Annotated in this window: 21 protein-coding genes; 11 read left to right on the top strand and 10 right to left on the bottom strand. The window is 36.4% G+C overall.

The window, feature by feature from the left end; translation table 11 throughout:
* Nucleotides 1-159: 159 nt before the first annotated feature.
* The gene (locus tag CRI88_RS16455; RefSeq protein WP_101966868.1) at nt 160-1,350 is read right to left on the bottom strand and encodes a M14 family metallopeptidase; all 1,191 of its coding nucleotides are present in this window, start codon (nt 1,348-1,350) and stop codon (nt 160-162) included.
* Between the two features lie 184 nt (nt 1,351-1,534).
* Here CRI88_RS16455 and CRI88_RS16460 point away from each other — a divergent pair, with 184 nt between their 5' ends.
* Both CRI88_RS16460 and CRI88_RS16465 read left to right on the top strand, forming a co-directional pair.
* Complete coding sequence (locus CRI88_RS16460) at nt 1,535-4,273, top strand: ATP-binding protein (protein ID WP_101966869.1); 2,739 nt, start codon at nt 1,535-1,537, stop codon at nt 4,271-4,273.
* 5 nt (nt 4,274-4,278) lie between these two features.
* The gene (locus tag CRI88_RS16465) at nt 4,279-5,133 is read left to right on the top strand and encodes a CheR family methyltransferase (protein ID WP_058844099.1); all 855 of its coding nucleotides are present in this window, start codon (nt 4,279-4,281) and stop codon (nt 5,131-5,133) included.
* A gap of 42 nt (nt 5,134-5,175) precedes the next feature.
* On the opposite strand, the gene CRI88_RS16470 is transcribed toward CRI88_RS16465, so the two are convergent.
* Together CRI88_RS16470 and CRI88_RS16475 are read right to left on the bottom strand one after the other, a co-directional pair.
* Nucleotides 5,176-6,324 carry a SpoIIE family protein phosphatase gene (locus CRI88_RS16470; RefSeq protein WP_036119474.1) on the bottom strand — a complete coding sequence of 383 codons (1,149 nt, stop codon included), beginning with the start codon at nt 6,322-6,324 and terminating at the stop codon, nt 5,176-5,178.
* Between the two features lie 123 nt (nt 6,325-6,447).
* Complete coding sequence (locus CRI88_RS16475) at nt 6,448-7,455, bottom strand: HAAS signaling domain-containing protein (RefSeq protein WP_089933340.1); 1,008 nt, start codon at nt 7,453-7,455, stop codon at nt 6,448-6,450.
* Nucleotides 7,456-7,550: 95 nt separating this feature from the next.
* On the opposite strand from CRI88_RS16475, the gene CRI88_RS22995 reads away from it, so the two are divergent.
* Nucleotides 7,551-7,682, top strand: a complete 132-nt coding sequence (locus CRI88_RS22995; protein ID WP_257982925.1) for a hypothetical protein — start codon at nt 7,551-7,553, stop codon at nt 7,680-7,682.
* 400 nt (nt 7,683-8,082) lie between these two features.
* Here the strand turns inward: CRI88_RS22995 and psiE are convergent, their stop codons facing one another.
* Nucleotides 8,083-8,538, bottom strand: a complete 456-nt coding sequence (gene psiE / locus CRI88_RS16480) for a phosphate-starvation-inducible protein PsiE (RefSeq protein WP_036119468.1) — start codon at nt 8,536-8,538, stop codon at nt 8,083-8,085.
* A 220-nt stretch (nt 8,539-8,758) separates the two neighbouring features.
* Here psiE and CRI88_RS16485 point away from each other — a divergent pair, with 220 nt between their 5' ends.
* A complete protein-coding gene (locus tag CRI88_RS16485; RefSeq protein ID WP_036119465.1) occupies nt 8,759-8,983 on the top strand; it encodes a hypothetical protein in 225 nt (74 codons plus the stop codon).
* 46 nt (nt 8,984-9,029) lie between these two features.
* On the opposite strand, the gene CRI88_RS16490 is transcribed toward CRI88_RS16485, so the two are convergent.
* Nucleotides 9,030-10,760 (bottom strand): methyl-accepting chemotaxis protein, encoded by a 1,731-nt coding sequence (locus CRI88_RS16490; RefSeq protein ID WP_058844102.1) that lies wholly within the window; start codon nt 10,758-10,760, stop codon nt 9,030-9,032.
* 194 nt (nt 10,761-10,954) lie between these two features.
* A complete protein-coding gene (gene guaC, locus CRI88_RS16495) occupies nt 10,955-11,938 on the bottom strand; it encodes a GMP reductase (RefSeq protein WP_036119459.1) in 984 nt (327 codons plus the stop codon).
* A gap of 236 nt (nt 11,939-12,174) precedes the next feature.
* On the opposite strand from guaC, the gene CRI88_RS16500 reads away from it, so the two are divergent.
* Nucleotides 12,175-12,594 (top strand): VOC family protein, encoded by a 420-nt coding sequence (locus CRI88_RS16500; RefSeq protein WP_036119456.1) that lies wholly within the window; start codon nt 12,175-12,177, stop codon nt 12,592-12,594.
* Between the two features lie 101 nt (nt 12,595-12,695).
* Here CRI88_RS16500 and CRI88_RS16505 read toward each other — a convergent pair whose 3' ends face one another.
* Nucleotides 12,696-14,645, bottom strand: a complete 1,950-nt coding sequence (locus CRI88_RS16505; protein WP_058844103.1) for a methyl-accepting chemotaxis protein — start codon at nt 14,643-14,645, stop codon at nt 12,696-12,698.
* Between the two features lie 268 nt (nt 14,646-14,913).
* Nucleotides 14,914-16,863 carry a methyl-accepting chemotaxis protein gene (locus CRI88_RS16510; protein WP_058844104.1) on the bottom strand — a complete coding sequence of 650 codons (1,950 nt, stop codon included), beginning with the start codon at nt 16,861-16,863 and terminating at the stop codon, nt 14,914-14,916.
* Between the two features lie 226 nt (nt 16,864-17,089).
* On the opposite strand from CRI88_RS16510, the gene CRI88_RS16515 reads away from it, so the two are divergent.
* Nucleotides 17,090-17,470 carry a VOC family protein gene (locus CRI88_RS16515; RefSeq protein WP_036119448.1) on the top strand — a complete coding sequence of 127 codons (381 nt, stop codon included), beginning with the start codon at nt 17,090-17,092 and terminating at the stop codon, nt 17,468-17,470.
* 88 nt (nt 17,471-17,558) lie between these two features.
* Here the strand turns inward: CRI88_RS16515 and CRI88_RS16520 are convergent, their stop codons facing one another.
* On the bottom strand, nt 17,559-18,305 hold the full coding sequence (locus tag CRI88_RS16520) for a hypothetical protein (RefSeq protein WP_058844105.1): 747 nt from the start codon (nt 18,303-18,305) through the stop codon (nt 17,559-17,561).
* Between the two features lie 281 nt (nt 18,306-18,586).
* Between CRI88_RS16520 and CRI88_RS16525 the strand changes: the two genes are divergently transcribed.
* From CRI88_RS16525 to CRI88_RS16545, 5 genes are all read left to right on the top strand, one after another.
* A complete protein-coding gene (locus CRI88_RS16525; protein WP_058844106.1) occupies nt 18,587-19,756 on the top strand; it encodes an acyl-CoA dehydrogenase family protein in 1,170 nt (389 codons plus the stop codon).
* Nucleotides 19,757-19,786: 30 nt separating this feature from the next.
* Entirely contained in the window at nt 19,787-20,650 is an 864-nt protein-coding gene (locus CRI88_RS16530; RefSeq protein ID WP_036123919.1) for a transporter substrate-binding domain-containing protein, read from the top strand.
* An 82-nt stretch (nt 20,651-20,732) separates the two neighbouring features.
* Nucleotides 20,733-21,440 (top strand): amino acid ABC transporter permease, encoded by a 708-nt coding sequence (locus CRI88_RS16535; RefSeq protein ID WP_036123917.1) that lies wholly within the window; start codon nt 20,733-20,735, stop codon nt 21,438-21,440.
* Between the two features lie 15 nt (nt 21,441-21,455).
* Nucleotides 21,456-22,157 carry an amino acid ABC transporter permease gene (locus CRI88_RS16540; RefSeq protein WP_036123914.1) on the top strand — a complete coding sequence of 234 codons (702 nt, stop codon included), beginning with the start codon at nt 21,456-21,458 and terminating at the stop codon, nt 22,155-22,157.
* A gap of 13 nt (nt 22,158-22,170) precedes the next feature.
* The gene (locus CRI88_RS16545; RefSeq protein ID WP_101966870.1) at nt 22,171-22,926 is read left to right on the top strand and encodes an amino acid ABC transporter ATP-binding protein; all 756 of its coding nucleotides are present in this window, start codon (nt 22,171-22,173) and stop codon (nt 22,924-22,926) included.
* 372 nt (nt 22,927-23,298) lie between these two features.
* Here the strand turns inward: CRI88_RS16545 and helD are convergent, their stop codons facing one another.
* The gene (helD, locus tag CRI88_RS16550; protein WP_058845145.1) at nt 23,299-25,602 is read right to left on the bottom strand and encodes an RNA polymerase recycling motor HelD; all 2,304 of its coding nucleotides are present in this window, start codon (nt 25,600-25,602) and stop codon (nt 23,299-23,301) included.
* Between the last annotated feature and the right edge of the window lie 449 nt (nt 25,603-26,051).

The raw sequence follows: 26,051 nt of genomic DNA on the forward strand, positions 1-26,051 counted from the left end.
CTATCTGTCAGAGTAATAGTAGCAAACATTACTCTACCTGTCAAAGTAATTTATTTTTCCTTTTTGGCAATTATGTCCAATTCCTCTTCATGAAAAAACTCCATTCACTGAAATGCCGCAAAGGACAATTTCATAGCGAATAGAGCTCAAACAATACTTTTACATATATAATGCTGCAAGAAAAATTCCGAGGGCTTCCTCATAAATTTCGTCAAACTGACTGATTGGCAAAGGATTCGTACCGCTTCCTAGCTCAACGGTAAAGCCAGGTCTACGCCAATCTTGGATGAACCAATCTTTATAGCCTGCATAGCTTCCTGCAGATTGAATGGGTTCATAGCCGCTAACTCTACTAAATTCATTCACAAGTACCTCTGATTCTGGAGGCTCAAGATTTTCAAAGCCCCAATAAATAACACGCCCCTGTGTATGAAAGGCTAGTACTCTTGAAAAATCACGTAGTTTAGTCAAGTCAGCCATCGCAATAGCTTCAGGTTCAGATAAAGGTCTGTCACCACCATAATCTCTAGGCCCTGGTGTCTTAGGGTTACGGGCACTTTCTAACTCCCATTGTGCAGGAAATTGATCATTTAAATCGATGCCATGGATGTTTGCTTTCCAGCCAGAAAAATCAGAGCTATCATTATTCCATGTAATTAGTTGATTTCTTAATGTTGTATCATTTGGGGGACCTTGTATTACTAAATCCACTCCATCAGGATTCACCATGGGTACGATAGAAAGAGAGGTTTGCTGGTAAAGAGAGAATGGAGAGATGCCACGAATGCTACTTTGGTTGGTGAGGGCGAGCAAATAGTCGTTTAAAAATGTTAGAATAATAGGTGTAGTAATCCATTCATTTGCATGGAAGGAGCCGTTATAGTGAACACGTTTAGCTCCATTGCCAATCAACAACTCAGGTAGACCTTTCCCTAAAACGGAACTGCCAATAGTTGAATTGTGAAGAAAAGGATAAGCATCAATTAGTTTATTAAGATCATTCACCATACGGGTATACGTATAATTTTGCTTACCATCAACTAAACGCCACGTAATACGTTGTGGTATACGAATCATCTGACCAATTTGTAAGCGATTTGGATTGAGACCTGGATTAACGAGTAATAGGGCGACTAGGGGGAGGTTTTGACTCTGTGCAATTTGCCAAAAAGAGTCCCCTTGTTTCAATTGATAGTCGATGGTCACAAAACCAGGAATACGAATGCTTTGTCCAACTCTTAAAAATTGGGGATTTATATTTTCATTGGAATCTAAAATTAGTTGAAGCGGTATTTTAAACACTTCACTGAAATGCCAAAGTGAATCTCCTGGTCTTACGATTATGTCCACATGTATTCTCTCCTTAATTTAGAAATAACTCAATATAAAATGTATATGAAAAATGCATAGACTTATTAATACGAAACAGCAAAATTTCTTTGTTGCTCATGTCAAAAGAAGAGATAATCAGTTATTTTTACATGTATACTAGTAATAAAATAGAGTGAAAGAAAGGTAAAGGTAGGAAAACCAAATGTTAAATAGATTGAAATTGGGTATACGCTCTAAGATTACATTAGGTTATATCGTAATCATTCTTTGCTTACTTGCAGCCGTTGTCATATTAAATAATCAAATTAATTCTTTGCAAAAGGAAAGAAATTATATTATTAAGTACGATTCCAATGTTCAAACACTAACCAATGAAATTGAAAAATATATATTGGATATGGAATCGAGTCAGCGAGCTTTCATTATTACAGGCAAGCAAAGCTATCTTGAGCCTTATAATAAGGCAGCTGATAATTGGAAAATAGATTTTAATGATCTCTATCAGCGAATGACAGATAAACCATCACAGCAGGAAAAACTAAAAGAGATAGAGGAAACGATTGAACATTGGATTGCCACTTCGGGAGAGCCAACGATTCAATATAAAAAAGATAATAATATAGAAGCGTTAAATGAGTTTTTTAAAGTAGATACTGGGCGCCAAGATTTGGAGAAAATGCGTAAGTTATTTGATTCGTTCCGTTCAACTGAAAATGTTTATACACAGGCGAAGGCAAGTCAATTAGATAAACAAAATAATAAATTAACTAGTGGTTTATTTGGGATTTTAATTTTAGTTTCTATTATAGCAATTGTCATAGCTAGTGGCATTTCACGTTCTATTGTAAAAACGATAACAGAAGTTACACAAACCATACAAGAAATCGCAGCTACAAAAGGTGATTTTACAAGAAGAATCTATGTGAATACCAATGATGAAGTGAATGATCTTGCTAATGCAACGAATATACTGCTAGAGTCAGTCGAAAAGAGAGAATGGCTACAAAGCAATATTGCGGAAATTGTGACAAAATATCAAGGAGTTTCAGCCATCACAAAATTGGCCGAGACCTTCCTGTCAGAAATCGCGCAGAAAACAGAGGCATCCCTTGGTGCATTTTATGTTCGTGAAGTAACAGAGGACCAAGTACAATTTGTGAAAAAGGCTGCATTTGCTGACGGAGATGATCGCGTCGGTATGGAAAGCTTTAAAATAGGACAAGGATTAATTGGCCAATGTGCATTAGAAAAACGAATGTTATTTTATGATAATATTCCGCAAGACTATCGTTTAATCAGAACAGGATTAGGCGAGGTAAGACCGCATAATATTTTATTAATTCCTGTCATTTTTGAAAATGAAGTGATAGCAGTTGCAGAAATAGCGACAATGACTAAATTTAGTAAGCTACAGCAAGAATTAGTAAAGCAGGTCACAGAAACTTTTGGGCTAACAGTGAATAGTGTTTTAGGACGCATGGAAATTGTTCGTCTATTGAATGAATCTAGAGCAATGACTGAGGAGTTACAAGTTCAATCAGAAGAGCTGCAGACACAATCAGAAGAATTACAAATGCAGACCGAAGAGCTGACAATGATTAATGAGCAGCTTGAAGAACGTACAAAAGAGGCAGAGTCTAAATCAAGAGAGCTAGAAAAGGCGAAAAAGGAATTAGAAGAAAGTGCCGAGCAGCTTATCTTGAATTCAAACTACAAATCCGAGTTTTTAGCAAACATGTCACATGAATTAAGAACACCTTTAAACAGCATATTAATTTTATCGGAGATGCTAGCAGAAAATAGTCAACAAAATCTAACAGACGAGGAAATAGAGTATGCTCAAGTCATTCATTCTTCTGGAGAGGACTTACTTGCTTTAATTAATGATATTTTAGATTTATCAAAAGTCGAGGCAGGAAAGCTTGATATTATTTTTAATGAAGTGAACATGAGCGAAGTACCTGTACAAATTGAACATACCTTTGCACCTGTTGCGATGAAGAAGAATTTAGCATTCCATATTTCAAAGGCAGATCATGTTGTAGATGTATTCTATACAGATGAAAAGAGATTCCATCAAATCATAAAGAATTTATTATCCAATGCCTTTAAATTTACGGAACATGGTTCGGTAAATTTAGCTATTCATCAGCTTACACCACAGCAGTTAACAAATAATATGCAGGATATAAGTACAGATTGGCTTGAAATTACTGTATCAGATACGGGGATAGGTATTCCAAAAGACAAGCATCAGCTTATTTTTGAATCATTCCAGCAAGCCGATGGCGCTACGGTTCGAAAATATGGTGGGACTGGACTTGGTCTTTCTATTTGTAAGGAGTTTGCTAAATTGCTTGGTGGTTGGATTACGCTGCAAAGTGCTGAAGGACAGGGGAGTAGCTTTACGTTAACGATTCCAAGCTTACCAAATGGAATCGAAGAGGAGCATTGTCAAAAGCTTGCCATGAACGAAGTGGCCGTTACATTGGTAGAGGAGCCAATTGCAGAGCAGTCAAAGGAAATAGAGGGAGCCCTTCAACAAGAGGTAGAGGTTTTCCAAGGGAAAAATATTTTAATAGTAGATGATGATAACCGTAATATTTATGCATTAAAAACGGCATTAGAAAAAAGAGGTATGAGCATTCTAGTTGCTAAAGATGGGCTTGAATGCTTAGAGGTAATGCATGCTCATCCTGACATCGACCTCGTTCTGATGGATATAATGATGCCGAATATGGATGGCTATGAAGCGATGACTATTATTCGACAACAAATGAAAAGAATAGACTTACCGATCATTGCATTGACGGCAAAGGCTATGAAAAATGACCGTGATAAATCATTGCAGGCTGGCGCATCTGATTATATTAGCAAGCCATTAAATTTAGATCAATTACTATCGGTCTTAAGAGTCTGGCTCGTTTCTAAAGGGAGTTAATGAACATGGAGCAATTTCAGCCTTTGGAGCAAAAAATACAATTAAATAAACAAACAAATTTAGAAATTGATTTATTACTAGAGGCTATTTATCGTTTATCAGGCTATGATTTTCGTCAATACAATCGTTCATCCATTTCACGTAGAATTTATAATAGGATGGGGATCAATAACATTCCAACGATTTCCCGGGTACTAGAAAAGGTCATTCATGATCAAGAATTTTTAGAGCAGATGTTGAATGATTTTTCGATAAATGTAACCGAGATGTTTCGTAATCCTAGCTTTTTTAAAGCTTTTCGTGAAAAAGTAATCCCCATTTTAAGAGAGTATCCAGAAATACGTATTTGGCATGCTGGGTGTGCGACAGGTGAGGAAGTATATTCTATGGCTATTTTACTTCAGGAAGAGGGGCTTATAGAGAGGTCTATTATTTATGCAACAGATATGAATGAGCAAGTATTAGAAAAAGCGAAGAAAGGGGCTTTCCCTATTCATAAAATGCAGGCATATACGAAAAACTATATGCTTGCTGGAGGAGCCCATGCGTTTTCAGAATACTATCAAACAGATTATCAATATGCTTACTTCCATCCAACACTATTGAAAAATATTATTTTTGCTCAGCATAATTTAGTAACGGATCATTCCTTTAATGAGTTTCATGTTGTCTTGTGCAGAAATGTCCTGATTTATTTTTCACCTAAGCTACAGAGCCAGGTACACCACTTGTTTTATGAGAGTCTAAGTGACAAGGGATTTTTATGCTTAGGGGATAAAGAAACATTGCGGTTTGAAGAGATTATTTCAAAATATCGAGAAATCGTAGGCTACGAAAGAATTTATCAAAAAATGTATTAATGAGTAAGAGGCTATCTTCATGTGATAGCCTCTGCTTTTTATTTATATGGAAGTAGTGCTAGCTTGAATCATTAATACACACATATCATCAGGCTGGTTTTCTTGTTTATCTTTAGGTAATAGGTTGTCAATGAGGCATTGTGAATAATCCCACTTAGTGGATGTTAGCGTTTGCAAATGCTTTTCTGATTCGATTTCACAGGGGCCCATTGCCTCTAAAACACCATCTGTAAATAACACAATTTGAATATCTTGTTCATATTGAATACATTGCTTTTGAACTTTCATTTCATCGAAAAAGCCGACCGCACAGCTACCTTGATTTAATGGAATACATGTTTTTTCATCTATTAGTGCGTATCCAGGAGGGTGACCAGCGTTTATGTATTCGACTGTTTTTTGCTCTGTATCAATGATGAAATAAATCGCTGTAAAATAATAAAGATTATTATCTTTTCCATCTTGTAAAAGAGTCATATAACGATTCAGTTCTTTGATGACAAGCTCTGGGTCGTTTAGTTGTTTAACGGCCTCTCTTAAAACAGAGGAGATAAACATACAAACAAGCGCTGCAGATATACCGTGACCCATCATATCCAATAAAATGATAGCATAGCGATGATCGTCTATTTTGTACCAATAATACATATCGCCTGCTAAATTAGAGGATGGTAGATAAGAAACTTCTATCCGGATATCCTTCTCGTTTAATGGTGGACTGAGCAGGCTTCGTTGTACATGAGTGGCTAGATCTAGTTCATATTGAATTTTCTTGTCATGCTGGGTGTGCCAGTCTAATTCAGCTTTTAAGCGTAAGGCAACACGAATTCTTGCAAGCAGCTCCGTTTTATTAATTGGTTTTGTAATATAATCTACGCCACCAATGTCTAGTGCTTCTGCTAGTTTGTTTTTATCTTCCAGTGCTGTGACAAATATGATTTGAATATCTTTCAATCTTTCATTTTGCTTAATGCGTTTGCAGGCCTCAATACCATCTACTTCCGGCATCATAATGTCTAACAATATTAAATCTACAGAATTTCCTGTTGGATTTGGTGCATCTAATTGTAAATAATCAAATAGCTCATAAGCAGATGAAAGAGAAACACAGTTATCATAACCTGCATTTTTTAGTATTTTTTCAATGACAAATAGATTGACTTGATTGTCATCTACTAGAAGAATGGTCATAGTTAATTCCCCTTACTCTGATTGAATTGTGCAGATTATTCATGTATATAAAATACTTTCAACTTTATCATTATACAAAACATCAGAGAATAAAGGTATTTTAGCGATTTGAAGAGGGGGATTTTATACTTTCGCTTTTTTAAATCCTTGATAAATATCAAATGCATTTGCTAAAACAGCAATAATTATACTGACGAGTAAGATTTTATCTATAGTATAGGCAACCTTAGCGGATGTTGTTTCTAGGATAGCAGCCATGTAGGGAATCGAGGCACTATGAATAAAATCTTGGTGTATCGCCATTAAAATAAAGACGATCGTTCCTACACTTTGAAGTAGTGCATTCGTGATGGCGATGAGCATTGTCCACTGACCAGCACGCCATTTTATAAAGGTTAATGCGAGACTAAGAACAATACATAATAAGACGATAGGAGCAAATGATTGTAAAACATTTTGATTAAAGATTGGCATAACAAATTTCAAGCTACCATTGTCATTCGTTGTATAAATCCCTAAAAGACGATAAGCATTCCAATAGACAAAAGAAAATATTAGAATTCCAGCTAGGCTAAAAATCGTATCACTTAAAGTAATGACTTTAACTTTGGGAATGGGTTTCATTTTAACTAAATCATCAGGAGACCATTGCTTGGCGTTTTTCAAAAAGGGTAAATGAATCTTTTCAGAACCAGAGCGCTCGATGATGATGAAAACAACGGTAATCCAAAACAATACGTGAAATATTACAGCAATAATCGCCACAATAATCATGGCAAATGCCGAAATAATGGTTGAAAGAAGCGCTTCTTCACCTGAATAGAGCACAATTTTTTGGATTACATGAATAATAACCGTAATGAAAATAGCCCAAGGCATAACTAGCTTGATTGTTCTTGTATATTGATCAAAAATCTCTGGGCCAATTAAAAAACGAGGTGTATCCTGAAAGCTTGCCGCAACTTCGGTAGGACTTCCAAGTTTTTGGAGTACATCCTTAACATCGGATTCAGAATAGGACTCAGGCAGCATATCCTCAATCGTAGCTTTTAGTTCAAGCTTTATGTCTTCACGCTTATTCTTATGTAGCCTTTTAGACACTTCGTGAATATACGAATCAATTAAAGACATTTATTTTCCTCCTTTAATCATTTTCATTGTTCATTATTTCGGTGTATAGGTTATTTGTGGGATATAAAAATTAATATGAAAAATGCACAAACAACATGCAACACTTTGAAAATGGAGGGGATATGATGAGAGTAATAGAGAAGTTATTAAAAGAACAAGATGTTTTAGACTTTCTGAATATCGTTGTAAAAGACTATCCAGGAAGAATGGGACAAAAGAGCAGCTGAAAAATCGCTTGATAATTTTTTTCAGTATTATGGACTTTGGGAAAATGACAAACTCATTGGTGGTATGCAACTACATGACTTTCAATTGAACCTGTTTTCTAGTAATTGGTGGGTAGGGCTTGTTGCAGTTGTTTTATTACATAAAAAGAGAAGGTTGCTAAAGAACTCATCTAACATCTCTTTCAAATTTTTTTAGCAAAAAACATTCATTTTGTTGTTTTGTTTCCGTTTATTTTTATAAGAAAATGGGTTTTGGCTCTGGACCGAGCTTTCTTCGCTGGTGATGGGTGTAGTAACGATCCAAGAGCTATATTTATAAGACTTATTGCAGTTTTTCTATGTGTTTGAAAAGCCTACATGTATTTCGACATTTTAGAATAGGAATAGCTCTTACTACCGGTCAGTGCTCCTTTTTTATAAAAATAGAAGATCGCGTTGGTCTTTCAAGTGGTGTGATATTAATAATAAAATAGCTTATGATTAATATCAGGATAATCAATGAATAAATTAAAGTGTTTAGAGGGTGATCATGCTCCACAATAATTAAACGAATCATCGCTGTGATACCTATATATATAAAGTAGCGCAGTGGAAAATGATAATCCTCTTTAAAATATTTAATAATCATTGTGATGAACTCAAAATATAAGAAGAAAATAAGAATATTGGCAAGGAATAATTTATAATCGCCACCTTCCTTGGCGAAGATTAATATTTTAAGAAATTCGATTAGCTCCTTAAAAAGCAAAAATGATAGGATAAGAGCTAGTAGCACAAGGCAAACGTTGAGAAATAGCTGTAGAGATTTCGGCACAGCTTTAATGAGCTGCGAATAAGTAAAATTTTTTTGATTCATACATTTCCTCCAATCGAGTGTTAGTATTAGGTTTGTTAAATACATCATCATATGGCTGAGCAGTGGCTTATTATGATATAAATATAACAATTTGCCGTAAATCTTGTCTTTATTTTTTGTAAAGTTTTGGTATATTTTCATGAAAGAAAGTTTTCAAAATAATTTAGTGGTATGCTAAAATAGATGTGCATGAATATAAAATATAAAAGGGGTTTTTAAAATGGCAAAAGCTGCAAAAACTGATGCGAAAATTACACCAGAACGTTTAGAAGAAGCGTTAAACGTTCGTGATCGTCTTATTATCGAGCTACTGGTACAAGTACTTGATGAAAAATTAGTAATTGAGCGCCCTGTATTACGTGAACGTCTAGGAAACCTTGTAGAACTTGCTGATCATGATGCAGAGCTTAAGGAAACAATCCACGCAGTAATTAACAAACTATAATGTTAAGAAGAATGCTACGCCTAAACCGTAGCATTCTTTTTTCTTGTCATGTAAAGCGTTCTACTAAGTCGTACATGCGCTCTGCCTCTGTATGAAGTTCCATAGAGGAGTGCATAATCGAGTTCACTGCTGACTTTTGTTCGTCTATGGAAGCATTAATTTGTTCCGTAGCTGCGGCAGATTGAGTAGCTACACTGGCTATTTCTTTGATAGCATTCATCACCACTATGCGATTTTCCGCCATGTCGTTCATTCCCTCATCTAGTGAAACGAGATGCTTTGTAATATCCTGAATGGAGTCTGCTAGGAATGTAAAAGCTCCTTTTACTTCAGTAATCGATATGGCTTGATTTTGTGAAAGTTGGAGCGTGTGTATCATCTTTGCATCAGAGTTTGCAGTACCCACCTCAATACGTTGTAATAGATTTCTGACACGCGTAGTAGCTTCGTTTGTATCCTCCGATAAATGCCGGACTTCCTCTGCCACAATGGCAAAACCTTTACCGTGTTCACCAGCACGCGCTGCCTCTATGCTAGCATTGAGTGCCAAGAGGTTTGTTTGTTCAGATATAGATGTAATTGTTTGTACCACTTGATGAATCTCTTTCATTTGATTCGTCAAACTGGAGAAATTAGTTCTTAACTCCTCAATCACCTGTGTGAATTCACTTGAATTTTGCAGTAAACCTTCTACTTTTTGTCTACCATTTTCTTGTGATGAATTGATGATATTCATATTTTCAGTGATCTCACTATATTTATTTGTAGCAAGTGAAATAAGTGAAGATAGTGTTTCAACCTTACTAATGGCCATCTCAGCTTCTTCTGCTTGCACAACAGCCCCTTTAGAGATGTCATTGATTGCTTGATGAATTTCGTCAGCAGAAGCGGTTGTTTCCTCTGTAATAGCACTAAGCATCTCTGAAGAAACTCTCATCTGAGAGGCGCTATCCTTCGTATTGTTGACCATTTCATATAAGCTATGTTTCATATTATTCACGTTATTAGCCAGTATACCTAGTTCATCTTTTGTGGTAACAGGTATGTCATCGCCAGTTAGCTTACCTTTAGCAATATCTGAAGTAATCACCATGATTTTGCGTATATAGGTAGTCATTCGTCCAGAGAAGAACCAGAAGAGTGCCACACCAATAATCGTTGCAAGGATTGTCATACCAAGTGTGTAATAGAAAACATTTTTAGTGCCTGCATTGAAGTCCATTTCGTATGTACCAGCTGCAATGATCCACCCCCAATGTTCGTCCATTTCTACATAAGTAATTTTAGGAGCAACGATTTCAGGGGTGGAGGGTAGTGCCCAATCATAACGGACATATCCTCCCCCAGCCTTAGCTGCTTCAATCATTTCGCGTACAAAATAGCGTCCATCCTCTGTTTGTAAATCAGCAATATTTTGCCCTTCAAGAGATGGATGCGTTTCGACTATGCCGCTATCTTGAAAGGCATAGAAATAAAAATTATCCCCATATTTAACAGGATTATCGATGGATCGTTTATTGTCTTCAACTCTTTTACCAACAATTTGTGTTCTTGCACTTTCCTGAGCTTCCTCTAACGTTATATTTCCCTTTTGAACTTGAGCATCTAATTGTGCAATTAATTCAAGAATACCTAGTGTGCCATTTTTAAGACTTTGTCGACCTACTTGATCTAGTTCACCTTTCACTACGATGTAATTGACGGTTCCAACTAGTACTGTTGATATTAGAATAACTATAATGGCAAGACTAACAAGTTTATTACGTACTGATTTCATGAAACAAAACCTCCGTTCCTCCAATATAGTTATATTATAATATATAGTTTTCTAATAAAATAGAAAATTCTGATAATAAATGTCATATTTTAATATACTATGTATTCATGATGCTTATAGAACAATTGATGGGGAAGGTCTCATAAGAGAACCCCAATAAAGAACAAGTAGTTCTTTATCGGGGTTACTATGGATTAGTATACTTTATCTCCATTGAAGATAGAATTTTTTACGATAACATAATCAACATTTCGAATAGCCTCTAGTTTTGTGCCACCAGCATAAGAAATAGATGATTGTAAGTCTTGCTGCATCTCGATTAATGTATCTTTGATGCTACCTTTATGCTCAACATACATTTTCTTTCCTTCGACATTTTTGCGTTCACCTTTTTGGAATTCAGAGGCAGAGCCGAAGTATTCCTTCACCGTTTTACCATCAACCTCAATTGTTTCACCTGGTGATTCTTCATGACCAGCAAATAAAGAACCAATCATCACCATTGAAGCGCCGAAACGTACAGATTTAGCGATATCGCCATGTGTACGAATACCACCGTCAGCAATAATTGGCTTTGTAGCAGCCTTTGCACACCAACGTAGTGCAGCTAGCTGCCAGCCTCCTGTACCAAAGCCTGTTTTGATTTTAGTAATACAAACTTTACCTGGTCCAATGCCTACTTTCGTAGCATCTGCGCCAGCATTTTCTAGTTCACGTACGGCTTCAGGTGTTCCAACGTTTCCAGCAATGACAAAGCTGTTTGGTAAGTGCTTTTTAATATGCTGAATCATACGAATAACAGCATTTGAATGACCATGTGCAATATCAATTGTAATAAATTCAGGTACTAAATTAGCAGCTGCTAATTCTTCAATAAACGCATATTCATCTTCTTTTACACCAACACTGATCGAGGCAATTAAGCCCTTTCCTTGCATTTCTTGAATGAAGTTTATACGAGTTTCTGGTTGGAAACGGTGCATAATATAAAAGTAACCGTTTTCAGCAAGTTTCTTAGCAAGATTTTCGTCAATAATTGTTTGCATATTTGCAGGTACTACAGGAAGCTTAAAAGTATGCCCACCTAAAGTAACCGAAGTATCACACTCTGAACGACTTTCTACAATACATTTTGCGGGAATTAGTTGAATATCCTCATAGTCAAATACGTTATCCATTATATACACTCCTAAAATACGAATATTTTTAAAGATTTATTTTAAATTGTTCGCCATTTGGTAATTTACATGATTTTTGAGTAAATGTCAAAGCTTTTACGAAAATAAATGAAAAATTTAAAAATAAGGGGGAATAAATTTATTTGTAGATGAATGATTCCATTTATAATTTGTGCTATGTTTTGTAATCCATGTACAATAGAATTGTTTCAAAAAATGACAAGGGAGTGTTGGAAATGGCAGTAGAAGTGTATTTGATCTTTAATGGAAATTGTCGAGAGGCTGTTGCGTTTTACGAAAATGCTTTTAATACGGACAAGGCTGAAATTATGACGTTTGGAGATTCACCTCAAAATCCTGATTACCCACTACCAGAGGAAGCGAAAGATCTTGTGATGCATACAAGACTTTCTGTATTTGGTAGTAGAATTATGTTCTCAGATACATTTCCAGGCTCACCGTTCTCCGTTGGGAATAATGTTACATTAGCGGTTGTTTCCGATGACGAAGAGCAAATGCGAGCAGCATTTGATAAGCTGAAAGACGGCGGAAAAGTAACGATGGAGTTACAAGAAACATTTTGGAGTAAATGTTACGGTTCGCTGACAGATAAATTCGGTATTGAATGGCAATTTAGCCATGAGGCAAATGAATAAATAGCTAATTAAAAGCACGATGATCTTGGAAAGTCCAAAGATCATCGTGCTTTATTTTAATTCATCCATGTCTTTTGTCGAAAGCCAAGCGTTATGGATAATTAGTAATTAAATCGGTCTACATAGCCTTGTAATTCGTCCGCCATATCAAGTAAAGTTTTAGCCGAAGAAGCGATTTCCTGCATGGAGGACAATGTTTGTTCCGTTGAAGCGGCAACTTCTTCAGAGGCTGCTGCATTTAGTTTTGCATGGTCTGATAGCTCAATTGCTGTTGCGGATACTTCTTCTACAACGGCAGACATTTCTTGTGCCGAAGCTGATATATCTTCCATTTTCGGTGCAATCTCTCGAAGACTTTCAACGATACTTGTAAATTTCTTTTTCGTATCCTCAGATTGCTGTAACCCTTCTTGGACATCTGATGAAGCTTTCATCATCGTTTGCACAGATTTAGCCGTGTCCTGTTGTATGCCTGTAATAAGCGTAGAAATTTGTTCTGCTGATTGATGGGATTGTTCCGCTAATTTACGTACTTCATCTGCTACAACCGCAAAGCCTTTGCCTTGTTCACCAGCTCGGGCTGCTTCAATAGCGGCATTCAGAGCAAGAAGGTTCGTTTGGTCAGAAATGGCACTAATAATTTCTATAATGGAACCAATTTCTTTTGTTCGATCAAACAGTGATTTAATCATTGTGTCGGACTGTGTCACAGATTCATGGATGGAAACCATTTGATTCACAGTTTGTTCAACAGATTGTCCGCCTTCCTCTGCTAATTGGATAGCCTGACTGGACAGGTCTGAAACTTGTAGGGCACTATCTGCCACTTCTACAACACCTTTAGCAATTTCCTCAATGGAAACAGCATTTTGATCGATTCCAGTTGTTTGTTTTTCGGTGCTGATAGCTACCTGCTGCATAGCCTCTGTTACCTGTTCAGATGCAGCTATGTTTTGTTCAGCATTAGCTGAAAGTCCTTGGGCAGAGGTTTGAACATGCTGAGAGCTTTGGTCAACATTGCGTATCAGTTTTTTTAAGCTAACTTTCATCGAGACAAATGCCTCACCAAGCTGTCCAATTTCATCCTTTGTATGAATATCAATAAACTCCGTTAAATCGCCATCACTAATTTTTAATGCACTTTGTTGAAGTCGTTTAATAGGGTTCACAATAGATTTAATCATAGAGAGCATAAAAATAATTCCTACAATAATAGAAATACCAATGATGAGCAATGTGATAGTAAATGAAGCAGTAGCTGCCTCTGTAGCCTCTGCGATGAACATTGTACCAACTATTTTCCACCCTGTAAGTTCATTGGTTTCAAAACGTAACTGGCGATCATCTTCCGTAATCATACCTTCCTGTTGTTCGTAAACTTTTGCCATATATTCTTCTGTTGCTTGTGAGCCGCTTTCTTTATCTTTTTGCGCAATATATAGCTGATTACGATCTAGTAAGGATGCAAACCCAGTTTCTCCTATACGTGTTTTGTCTGTCAGTGCACTAAGAACCGAGATATTTACATCTAAGGCCATCACACCAGAATTATCTGGAAGAGCTTGCATGACAGTCACTACTACATTATTTGTTGATTTTGAGATATATGGTGAAGTAATGGATACTTGCCCTTTGTTCTCAATTGCTTCTACGTACCAAGGTCGTTTACGTGGATCATAATCACTTGCATAATCATGGACGGGTTCATCAATTATTTGACCATCTGCTGTTCCAATATATAACAGCTCTACCTCAGGATGAGTATTAATATATTCTTGAAAAAGTTTTTTTAATTCAATTTTTTTATCTTCTTGTAAATAAGATTGATTTATTTTTTTGGAAAAATATCCAATGTCATGAACTTTTGGCGCAATTGTATTTGTAATATTGCTGTTAAGCATACGCACACTTTCCTTAGCGCTTGCTTGTTGCTCTTCTAAAATCTGATTTTTAGTACTTTTAAAGGAGGTATACCCGATTAAAAGTGCGGGAATGAGGAGTATCATTAAAAATGCAAAAATGAGTTTCTTTCTTAAGCTAATCTGTTTCATATAGTATTCCTCCTTAAAATGACATTAGTTAATTGTCATAATTTGATAACTGGTTCAATAGACAAGTCATTCCAATGTTTAATCTGATTCTAAGAGGAAAATGAATAATAATCAACATAATTTTCTGAAAAATCTGGAAAATAAAGTTATACTATAGTACTTTTTGTAGAAAAATATTTTATTTTGTAATTTCCCCTGTTTTTATATGTCAAATTAGTACAGAAAAAATCTGAGCTCCATAATAGAACTCAGATTCTGAAAGGATAATTTAATATTCAAAACGATTTACGTAACCTTGCAATTCATCCGCCATATCAAGTAACGTTTTGGCAGAGGATGCCATGTCCTGCATAGAGGATAAAGTTTGCTCAGTAGAAGCAGCAACTTCCTCTGTAGCTGCAGCATTTAATTTGGCGTGATCTGATAATTCAATAGCTGTAGCGGAGACTTCTTCCACGACTGCAGACATTTCTTGTGCAGAGGCAGAGATATCCTCCATCTTTGGCGCAATGTTTCGTAGACTTTCAATAATGCTGGCGAATTTCTTACTTGTTGATTCTGTCAATTGTAAGCCATCCTGAACATCTGCTGAAGCCTTGACCATAGTCTGCACAGATTTAGCCGTATCCTGCTGAATACTCGTAATGAGCGCAGCAATTTGCTCTGCTGATTGGTGAGATTGCTCTGCTAATTTTCGTACTTCATCGGCTACTACGGCAAAGCCTTTGCCATGTTCTCCAGCTCTTGCTGCCTCGATAGCAGCATTGAGGGCTAGTAAATTTGTTTGGTCAGAAATGGCACTAATCATCTCTAAAATGGAACCGATTTCTTTCGTGCGATCATATAGAGTTTTAATCATTGTATCTGATTGTGTAACAGATTCATGAATAGAGTTCATTTGTTGTACAGTTTGCTCGACTGCTTGTCCACCTTCATCTGCCAGTTGGATAGCATGGCTAGAAAGGTCTAATACCTGCATAGAGCTGTCTGCGACCTCAACAACCCCTTTAGCAATTTCCTCAATGGAGATAGCATTTTGGTCAATACCTGTTGTTTGCTTTTCCGTGCTGACTGCCATTTGTTGCATAGCATCCGCAACCTGTTCAGAGGCAGCAATATTTTGTTCTGCATTGGCAGATAAATCTTGAGCAGACTTTTGAACATGCTGGGAGCTTTGGTCCACGTTGCGAATTAGTTTTTTCAAGCTAACCTTCATGGAGATAAAAGCTTCCCCAAGTTGTCCAATTTCATCTTTAGAATGAATTTCAATAAACTCTGTTAAATTACCTTCACTAATTTTCAACGCGCTTTGCTTAAGTCGATTAATTGGATTAACTACAGACTTAATCATGAAGAGCATAAACATAATACCAACTAGAATGGACACAACAATAATGATCAAGTTGATATTTAAAGTGGAGGCAGCAGCCTTTGCAGCTTCTGCAGTAAACATTGTGCCTATTATCTTCCAGCCAGTAAGTTCATTTGTAGCAAACTGTAAATGACGGTCTCTTTCAATAATTGTGCCGCTTTCTTGCTCATAAATTTTAGTGATATAGTTTTCTGTTGCCTCAGTACCACTTTCTTTTTCAGGCTGTGCGATATAGAGCTTATTGCTATCTAGAAGAGAGGCAAAACCAGTCTCTCCAATGCGGATATTATTCGTAATATCACTTAATGTAGAAATGTTAAGATCTAATCCTATGACTCCAGAACCATCTGGTAAAGCCTGCGTAATTGTAATGACAATGTCACCCGTTGATTGTGTAACATAAGGGGCAGTGATGGAGACCTCTCCATTATTATCTAAAGCTTGCTTATACCAAGGTCTTGTACGAGGATCGAAGCCATCAGGATAGTCTTGAGCAGGCTCGTCAAGTAGTTTGCCATCGGCAGTACCAATATAAATCAGCTCTACTTCAGGGTGCATATTAATGTATTCGCTTAGTAATGATTGAAGTTTCGGAATGTTATGATCTTGAAAGTAGGTTTTACTAAATTTTTTTGAAAAATATTGCACATCTTTTAGTTTGGGTTCAATGGTATTCGTAATATTAGTATTAAGAATACGTACACTTTCAGTTGCACTTGCATGTTGTTCTTCGGAAATTTGCTTTTCTGCACTTTGGTAGGAAACAATTCCAATCAACAGGGTTGGGATGAGAAGCATTGCTAAAAACGAAAAAATAAGCTTTTTTCTTAAACTTAGTTGTTTCACTTGTATTATCCTCACATAATTTTTTTAGTCTAAACTTTTCCCTAGAAGGTAAATAATTCTCATTCTATCAGAAATAAAATAAAAGTTAAGTACTTTGGAATAATAATTTACAAGTTATATATATTATGGTCAATTATTCGAAATTTCGCTAAATTGAAATCGTTAGAAGCTATATAAAGCTACAGTTTGATATATACTAATGCTCAAAAGAGGAGGGAAATAGGTTATGATTCATCAAATTGGGCAGGTAATGCTATATGTTAATGACCAAGAGGTAGCAGTAAAGTTTTGGAGAGAAAAAGTGGGGTTTGTTGTCGTTGCTGATCAGGAAGAAGCAGGGATGCGCTGGATTGAAATTGCGCCAACGAAGGATGCACAAACATCATTTGTGTTGCACAATAAAGAGATCATAGCTAAAATGCAGCCGGAGCTAAACTTAGGAACTCCGTCTATCATGTTTTATGCTGATAAAATTGAAGAAATGTACCAAGATTTTCAGGCAAAGGGCATTAAAGTGGGCGATTTAGTTATGATGCCAATGGGTAGGGTATTTAATTTTGCTGACCCTGAAAATAACTATTTTGCCTTGGTTGAAAAACAAATATAAATGATGGAATCTGCTCGTATTTTGCTTTGTTTTTAAGCAAAAATGAACAGATTCCTGTTTTTTCATCTTATTTAATAGAGAGAGTCTTCTATGATAAATCCTCTCCAAAAATACTAACCGTTTGTCGATCTATCATAAATTCATGACCATTCCATTTTAAAACATTTTCTACATAGCCTAGTCCATCGGCATGATACCTACCTGCAATTCCTTGATACCCTAAAATTTCATAGGTTCCATCTCGATCATAATCAATGGGATATAGTCCGCTAAAAGGGTCTACCCAGCCTTCTATAGGTTGCTTTAATGTACCGTCCGGATTATAAATTTCTGCTAAGTAGTCCGCTCCTTTATACTGTAAATCGATTGTGTATCTTTTAGCGGGATTCGAACTTTGAACTACAGCCTTGTAGTGATCTACATAATTAACGCTATATTTGAGTTTATTATTAAAAGACTCTGCGTCAAAAATAGAACGAACTTGATTGTTGATGGATGAAAATATTTCACCGTTTATAATTCCTCCGCTACCCCCAGTATCAGAGACAACCAGTATATCCTCAATATGATTACCAGTAAAATCGCCTAGAAAAATAGTCGGATTATAGCCCAAATTCTGTTTCAAGGGAAATTGTTGCATTTGTTGTGTTTGCACATAAAAAATAGTGAGTGTGATATTTTTCCACAGAGGGCTATCCGGTTGTTGAACGCCCACTAAAAAAATTGTTTCCAAAAAACCATCGGCATTAATATCTCCAAACTTAGTTTGAATTACTTGTGGAGCCAAATAGGATAAGGTGCCAGCACTTTGTGGCGAATTAAAATGATTAGTCATGTATACACCTCTTTCATTAGTCTTAGCATATGTTGTAAACAAAGCATGGTGCATAAATTAAAAGGTAAAATTGAAACATTGTAATTCATATTAAACTAACAAAAAAACTTGAGTTTCACCCATTGACATTTTCAAATGTGAAAAGTATTATAAATGTCAACGAATCAGAAAATTCAGTACCGAATAGTGTCTCACTACAATATGTAGGCAGAGATTTTTTTTCACTATTAATTCTTAGTAATTTTATATGATTTATATATATTAGGAAGAAGGAGATTTACTTGAAGGATTTATTTGTAAAAACAGAGCGACAACGGTTTTGGTTAGATCAGCTAGCAGCTATTGCAGAGCCAATTAAGGCTGAGGCTGTTGAGGTAGACGAACAATCTCGTTTCCCGTTTGAAGCACATCAATTGCTTTTGCAAATTGGCTATCCACAACTAACTTTACCGAAACAATATGGCGGAGAGGGTTTATCGGTCTATGATATGGTCCTTGTGCAAGAAACATTAGCAAGCTATGACGAAAATGCATCTCTTTCTCTTGGCTGGACATTAGGCGTTGTTGGTGAAATATATGAAACCCACTTATGGACTGAAGATGTATTAACAGCATTCGCTCAAGAAATAAAGAGCGGTGCCATCATTAATAGAGCAGTTAGTGAGGCAGCAACGGGTAGTCCAACACGTGGTGGTCGACCTGGAACATATGCTGTTTCGACAAAAGAGGGCTGGCTATTAAATGGACGCAAAATCTTTACGACTGCGTCACCGGTGCTCGATTATTTCCTTACCTCAGCTTGGATTGAAGAAAAGCAACAAATTGGTTTTTTCCTCATTCATAAAGATTCTGTAGGGCTAACGATTGAAGAAAATTGGGAAATGTCTGCGATGCGAGGTACTAGTAGCCATGATCTTGTGTTAAAAGATGTCATAGTGGCAACAGAGCATTTAGTAGAGTTACCAAGTCATCCTAGTGGTGGCAAGATAAATGGCTGGATACTCCATATCCCAGCAACATACTTAGGTATTGCACAGGCTGCCCGTGACTATGCGATCCATTTTGCCAATCATCATCAACCGAATAGCTTGAATGCTCCGATTAGTACGTTGCCAAATGTACAACAGCTTTTAGGAGATATTGAATTAAAGCTTCATCAAGCACGTTTTGTCTTGTATGGAGTGGCTGAGGCTTATGATGATCCAGCTAGACGTAGTTTATTAACAAATGAAATGGCTGTTGCTAAACATACAGTAACAAACATGGCAATAGATATAGTCGATAAGGCAATGCGTGTAGTGGGAGCGAAAAGCTTGCAGCTATCCAATCCATTACAACGCTATTATCGTAACGTCCGTGCAGGACTTCATAATCCGCCCATGGATGATATGACGATTATAAAGTTAGCGACTGCCGCTATTGAACAACAAAGATTAAATGGAAATTCATAATGATTACATGGAAATAAGGAGAAATGACAGATGAAAAAGAATAGATTATTTCAATTTGCCGCAATTGGTTTGGCTTCTATAGCACTTTTGACGGGGTGTAATTCAGGGGAATCAGCAGATAAGGATTCAGGTGATGGTGAACAGGTTCGTACAGTAAAGGTTGCCTACGATCAAGCCTCCAAGCCTATTAGCTATATCGACGATAATGGAAATCCAACAGGGTATGATGTAGAAGTAATGAAATTAGTAGATGAATTATTACCTGACTATCAATTTGAATACGTAGGTACAACAAGTGATGATTTGTTGATTGGTGTTGAGCAAGGGAAATATCAAGTAGGGGTTAAAAATGCCTTCTTTACACAGGAGCGTACAGAGAAATTTATTTTTCCGAAGGAATTTTTAGGGTTAAGTAGTGCGGGGCTCGTTTTACGTAAAGAGGATGAAGGTGTGAAAACATTAGCCGATTTTGCAAAAAAAGGTTATTCTTTAGCACCGATTGCTGCTAATAACGCGCAATATACAATTATCGATGAGTATAATACGGCAAATCCAGATAATAAAGTACAACTTCAAGCTGGTGATGCATTTACCGTAGACGTTGTGCAGTGGGTAAATGAAGGTCGTGTTGATGGTGGCGTCATGATTGAGGGACCATTTAAACAACAAGTGCTTGCTGAGGATGGCCCTTATTACAACTTAAAAGATGAGGTTGTCTATAACGAATTTGCTGTCATTAAAACATGGCCTCTGTTCAATAAAAAAGAGCAAGAATTTGCCAATGCCTACGATAAAGCGATAGCTCAAATTAAAGAGCAGAAAAAACCAAATGAATTAAGCACCAAGTTCTATGGTCGCGATTTATTTGAAGTGCTAGAAAATGTTAATCGTTAGTTTGAAACGGAACGAATAATAAGGCTGTTGAGTCTTTAATGCTCAGCAGTCTTTATTCATAAAAGGAAAAGTTGGTGAGGAAATGGATAAATATTTTGATGCAACCTACATTTGGAACGCAATCCCAATGTTATTACCATTTTTAAAAATGACGTTCTTAGTTGCAGGGTCCTCGATTATCTTAGGCACACTATTTGGTTTATTGTTGGCGGCAGCTAAGCTATCTTCAATAAAGTGGTTACAAAAATTCGCAAATTTATATACAACGATTATGCGTTGTACGCCATCCATCGTTTTGTTATTTCTTGTCTATTATGGTGTGCCAGCATTAGCAGAAAATGTTGGTCTTAACCTCCATTCAATTGAAACAGCTATATTCGTTGTCGTAACATTCACCTTACAATTTGCTGCAATCATGTCTGAGGTGATAAGATCAGCCTATTTAGCTATTCCAAAAGGTCAGTTTGAAGCAGCGGTTAGTGTGGGCTTAACACCATTTCAGGCATACTGTCGAATTATTTTCCCACAGGCACTTGTCGTTGCTTTGCCGAACTTTGGGAATGGTATGATTGCTTTGCTACAAGAAGGTGCACTAGCTTATACAATTGGTCTAATTGACATTGTGGGCAAGGCAAATTTAATTATTGCCAGTAACATCAATGCTCATGCCTTAGAAATTTATATTGCATTAGCCATTATTTATTGGGTGTTATCAATTATTATAGAAAAAATATTTACTATATTAGAAAAGATATTTGGGAAGGGTAAGAAAACTTTAGAAACAACTTAAGGAGGAGGCGTGAACGTGAATTATCCATTTTTACTTGAAACATTTTTCATTGCATTATCTGGTGTTCCCATTGCACTCCTTGTCACAGTTGTTGCTTTATTGATAGCTCTGCCACTTGGTTTTTTGTTGGCACTCACTAGAATTAATAAAATTCCAGTTATTCATCATCTAGCAAAAATTTACGTTTCATTCGTGCGAGGAACGCCAATCATTATACAAATCTTTATTATCTATAGTAGTATCCCGTTAATGTTAAAAATTATTTTTGAAAAATATAATATTGCGTATGATATTTATAAAATCAATCCAATTTGGTATGCGTTTATCGTGTTTGCATTCAGCTCAACAGCCATTTTAATAGAGGTCTTTCGTTCTGCGTTAAGCACTATTGAAAAGGGGCAATTAGAGGCTGCACACTCAGTAGGTTTGACAACATTCCAAGCTTATACTCGAATTATCATTCCACAAGCATTAGTAGTTGCGCTACCGAATATTTGTACAGCTACCGTCAATCTTATTAAAGCTACCTCGTTAGGCTACGCAATGTCACTTCCTGAAATTACACTAAAGGCAAAAGTAGCTGCAAATGTTGGCTACAATTACGTGGAAGCCTATCTGGATATCTTTATCGTGTACTTAATATTATGTAGTACGGTGGAGTACTTGTTTAAGCGCTATGAAAAATATTTAAGCAAATACAAAGTGGCAAATGCCTAAGGGGTGAATGAGCATGTTAGAAATTAAAAATATTCATAAATCATTTGGTGGCAATGAAATTTTAAAGGGTGTTGATTTAGCGATTGATAAAGGCGATGTTGTTGTTATTTTAGGCCCTAGTGGCTCGGGAAAAACAACATTATTACGTTGCATCAATTTTTTAGAAAAAGCGGATCAAGGACATGCGACATTTGGAGATATTCAAGTGGATTTTCAACATGTGAAGAAAAAAGACGTACATGCAATTCGCCAACGTGTCGCATTTGTCTTCCAAAATTATAATCTTTTCACTAATAAAACGGCATTAGAAAATGTGACGGAAGGTTTAATCATTGGACGTAAAATTCCTAAAGCACAGGCTGTGGACATTGGTAAAAAGGCACTTGATAAAGTAGGTTTATCGGAAAAGTATGATGCCTATCCAAGTCAACTGTCAGGCGGTCAGCAGCAGCGAGTAGGAATTGCACGTGCAGTAGCATTGAACCCAGATATTATTTTATTTGACGAACCAACGTCCGCACTTGATCCTGAATTAGTAGGTGAGGTCCTACAGGTCATGAAAAATATTGCAGCTGAAGGCACAACAATGCTTGTGGTGACACATGAAATGGGATTCGCCAAAGATGTTGCTAAACGTGTGATTTTCATGGATGGAGGCGTTGTCGTAGAAGAGGGTAGCCCTCATGATATTTTCGTAAGCCCAAAAGAGGATCGCACAAAGAAATTTTTAAAACGTGTCATTCCAGAAGATTACACTTTCTATATATAAAAACACAGGAGGATCTGTCAGTAACAGATCCTCCTGTTATGTTGTTGAAGAAAGACGAAGTAAATAGCAGAAAAAGACTTTTTGGCAAGGCGAGAGGTTGATTTCCGTTCCGCCAGCATCCTTCTCAGGGCACGTCCGATGAGCCGCTTCACGCATTCCGTTCGCTCTAGGGTCTCAGCTGTGATGCTGGCTCCACTCCAACCAACCATGTGCAAAAGTGTCTTTTCCTTCTCTTTCATACTAGACGTAGTGGGCTCGGCGCTCGCCCACAGGAAAGCAAGTAGCCTGCAACGGAAATCCATTTTCACCTTTCACAAGAATTCTATTGATAGTTTTGTTTTTCAGCACTATGACAGGAGGATCTGTTAGCTATCATTGAAGGAAATGCGTTAATTTGTTGATGGAATAAATGTGTAGCTCATGCATAGCCCTCGTGCAGGCTGTATAAAAATAGTACCGTTCGTTTTCCTTTGCGTAATTAGCAGCAGATGCATTATAAATAAGCACAGCATCAAATTCGATACCTTTCGCCATATAAGCTGGAAGTAATAAAATACCCTTTTTAAACTGCTTCGTATTATGGTTAATTAATTGAATATCTACTTGATTACTTAATTGCCCATATACTGCGGAGCATTCAGCAGCAGTTTTACAAATGACAGCAATGGTTTCAAATTTAGCAGAGAGGTGATGGATGTTTTGGGTAATTTCATCTATCAGTTCCAATTCATTAGGAACGACAGTAATTGATGGTTCTGGACCAGTTCGGTTAAATGCCTCAACTTCGCTACCATCATTTAAAATTTTTGCAGTAAGTTGAATGATTTGTTTTGTCGAACGATAGCTTTTCGTTAAAATCATTTTTTCAGCCTGCTCACCATATAATTGAGGGTCGAGCAGGGAAGGGTTATCGAAGGTATGTGGATGAATCGTTTGATGTCCATCTCCTAAAATAGTCATACGTGCTTTTGGGAATAACTGCTGTAATACAGTTAGTTGGAATGGAGAATAATCTTGCGCTTCATCAATCAATACATGATGGATCATCGTATTAGTCTGCTGCCCTTCAATTTTGTCCTGTAAATATAAAAATGGTGCTGCATCTTCATAAGCTATAAAACGTTTTGCTAAATTTGGAAGTGTCTGCTGGCAAATATCCTCCCAATCGTTTGGCATAAGATGCTGTAAATCTTTAGTAATGGGATTATTCAAATCAAAGAGTTGGCGATACGTACCTAACATATGCACAAACTTTAATTGGTGAACGGAATTGCGTAACGGTTTAAAGTATTTTTTAACAATTTGTCTCGCTAATTTTTGTCGTTCTTGATCTAAATCATCGAATGAATTTTCAGTATAGCGCCCTTCGTATAAAAGCTCACTGTAAGACTTGGAGTAGTCCTCTTTATCTAATAGTTCAGTCGCTTCTTCTACCCATTCTTTTGTACGCTCAGCCTTTTCAAATTTCGTCAGTTGCTGCAATAACCATTCTTTTACGAATTGTAGGCGATTTGGTATCGACATAGTGGAAGGGAAAGAATAGAAGTATTCAGTAATTTCCTGTGCTGTAATAATTCGTTCCCCACGAAATACGATATTTTTAAATAATAAGCCCTTATTGGATAAATAGCTTACATATTGATCCATCAAATGCTTGTAAGCAAGGCTCGCTTTATAAGATATACTACTTAATTTTGTTTGATAATGAGCTTCATCTTTTTCTGTTAAAAGGCCCTCTAATTGCTCGTACGGATATTCCAATTTAAACTGTCGACCTAATCGTTTTTCTACATACTCTATAAACGTTAATTGCTGCATATTGTCCTCGCCTAAATCAGGTAAGACCGTATGGACATATTGGTTAAAAAGTTGATTAGGTGTAATCAGTAAAATTTGATCGGCCGTCATTTCATTGCGATAGCGATACAATAGATAAGCGACTCGTTGTAAAGCCACAGCTGTTTTACCACTACCCGCAACACCCTCTACAATAAGATAGCGTGATTGAACATGGCGAATAATTTTATTTTGCTCAGCTTGAATCGTTGCAACGATACTACGAATATGCTCGTTTGCATTTTGTGCAAGGATATCAAGTAATAAATCATCCCCAATGGTAAGACCAGTATTAAACATCGATTGTAGCTGCCCGTTTTTAATAATAAATTGCCGTTTCAGTAGCATTTCACCATGAATCTCTTCTGCTGTTGTGTCGTAGGAGGCTTTACCTGGTGTGCAATCATAGTACATACTTGATATAGGTGCACGCCAATCATAAATAACTATATTTTCATCTTGTTCGTCCAATAAAGTGGCAACACCTATATAAATTTTTAATGGATCTTGCTGCCCATCTTGTAAAAAGTCAATACGAGCAAAATAGGGTGACTGTTGTAAACGTTCGTATACCTTTACATTCTGAATTGCACGCTGCTGTGCAAGCTCTGAGTCAGAGAGAAGCTCTACCTGTTGCTTAATCGCGAAAAAGGTTTCGTCAACATCTTCAGCAGTGTCTAAATTGACTCTGACATCGTTCCAAAAAGTTTTCTTCAGAGCGACAGCATTTTCCTTGAAGCTCTTTTCTTTTAGCAATAATTCGTTCTTTTTGTAATCAATGAGGTTTAAACTTTGCTCAAGATGATGTTTTTCTTCTAGCCAGTCATTTTGATTTTCCAACGTTTACTCACATTCCTCTCCATATTTTTCTCTTCTGTTAGTAGTAATCCTCACCTATAAATATGGTGAAAAGAAAATAATTGTGATTCTCCTTTAAATGGTTGTCCAAACACCTTTTTTAGTATATAAACGTATATAACCTAAGAGGAAATGTAGGGTGATTGAATCAGGAAATTTATCATACATCTACTCCGCAATGAAGTATAGTCTAATAATTATTGTAAATTTATGCTATAATAAAATTATAAAGAAACCTGCGTTTAACGATAAAGGCTGTTCCACAAATAAGTGGAGCAGTCTTTTTTATATGTAGGAAAGTCTAACATTATGCCTGTTTTTTAAGAATTTGTTATTAATATTTAGTTTTTATTTGTCCTAGAAGTAAAAATAAATTTTACTGAATTGTCGAAATATATTGACATTTCATCTTCTGTTTTTTATTCTTGTGT

It is taken from the genome of Lysinibacillus fusiformis, assembly GCF_002845985.1.
Classification (GTDB): Bacteria; Bacillota; Bacilli; order Bacillales_A; family Planococcaceae; genus Lysinibacillus; species Lysinibacillus fusiformis_D.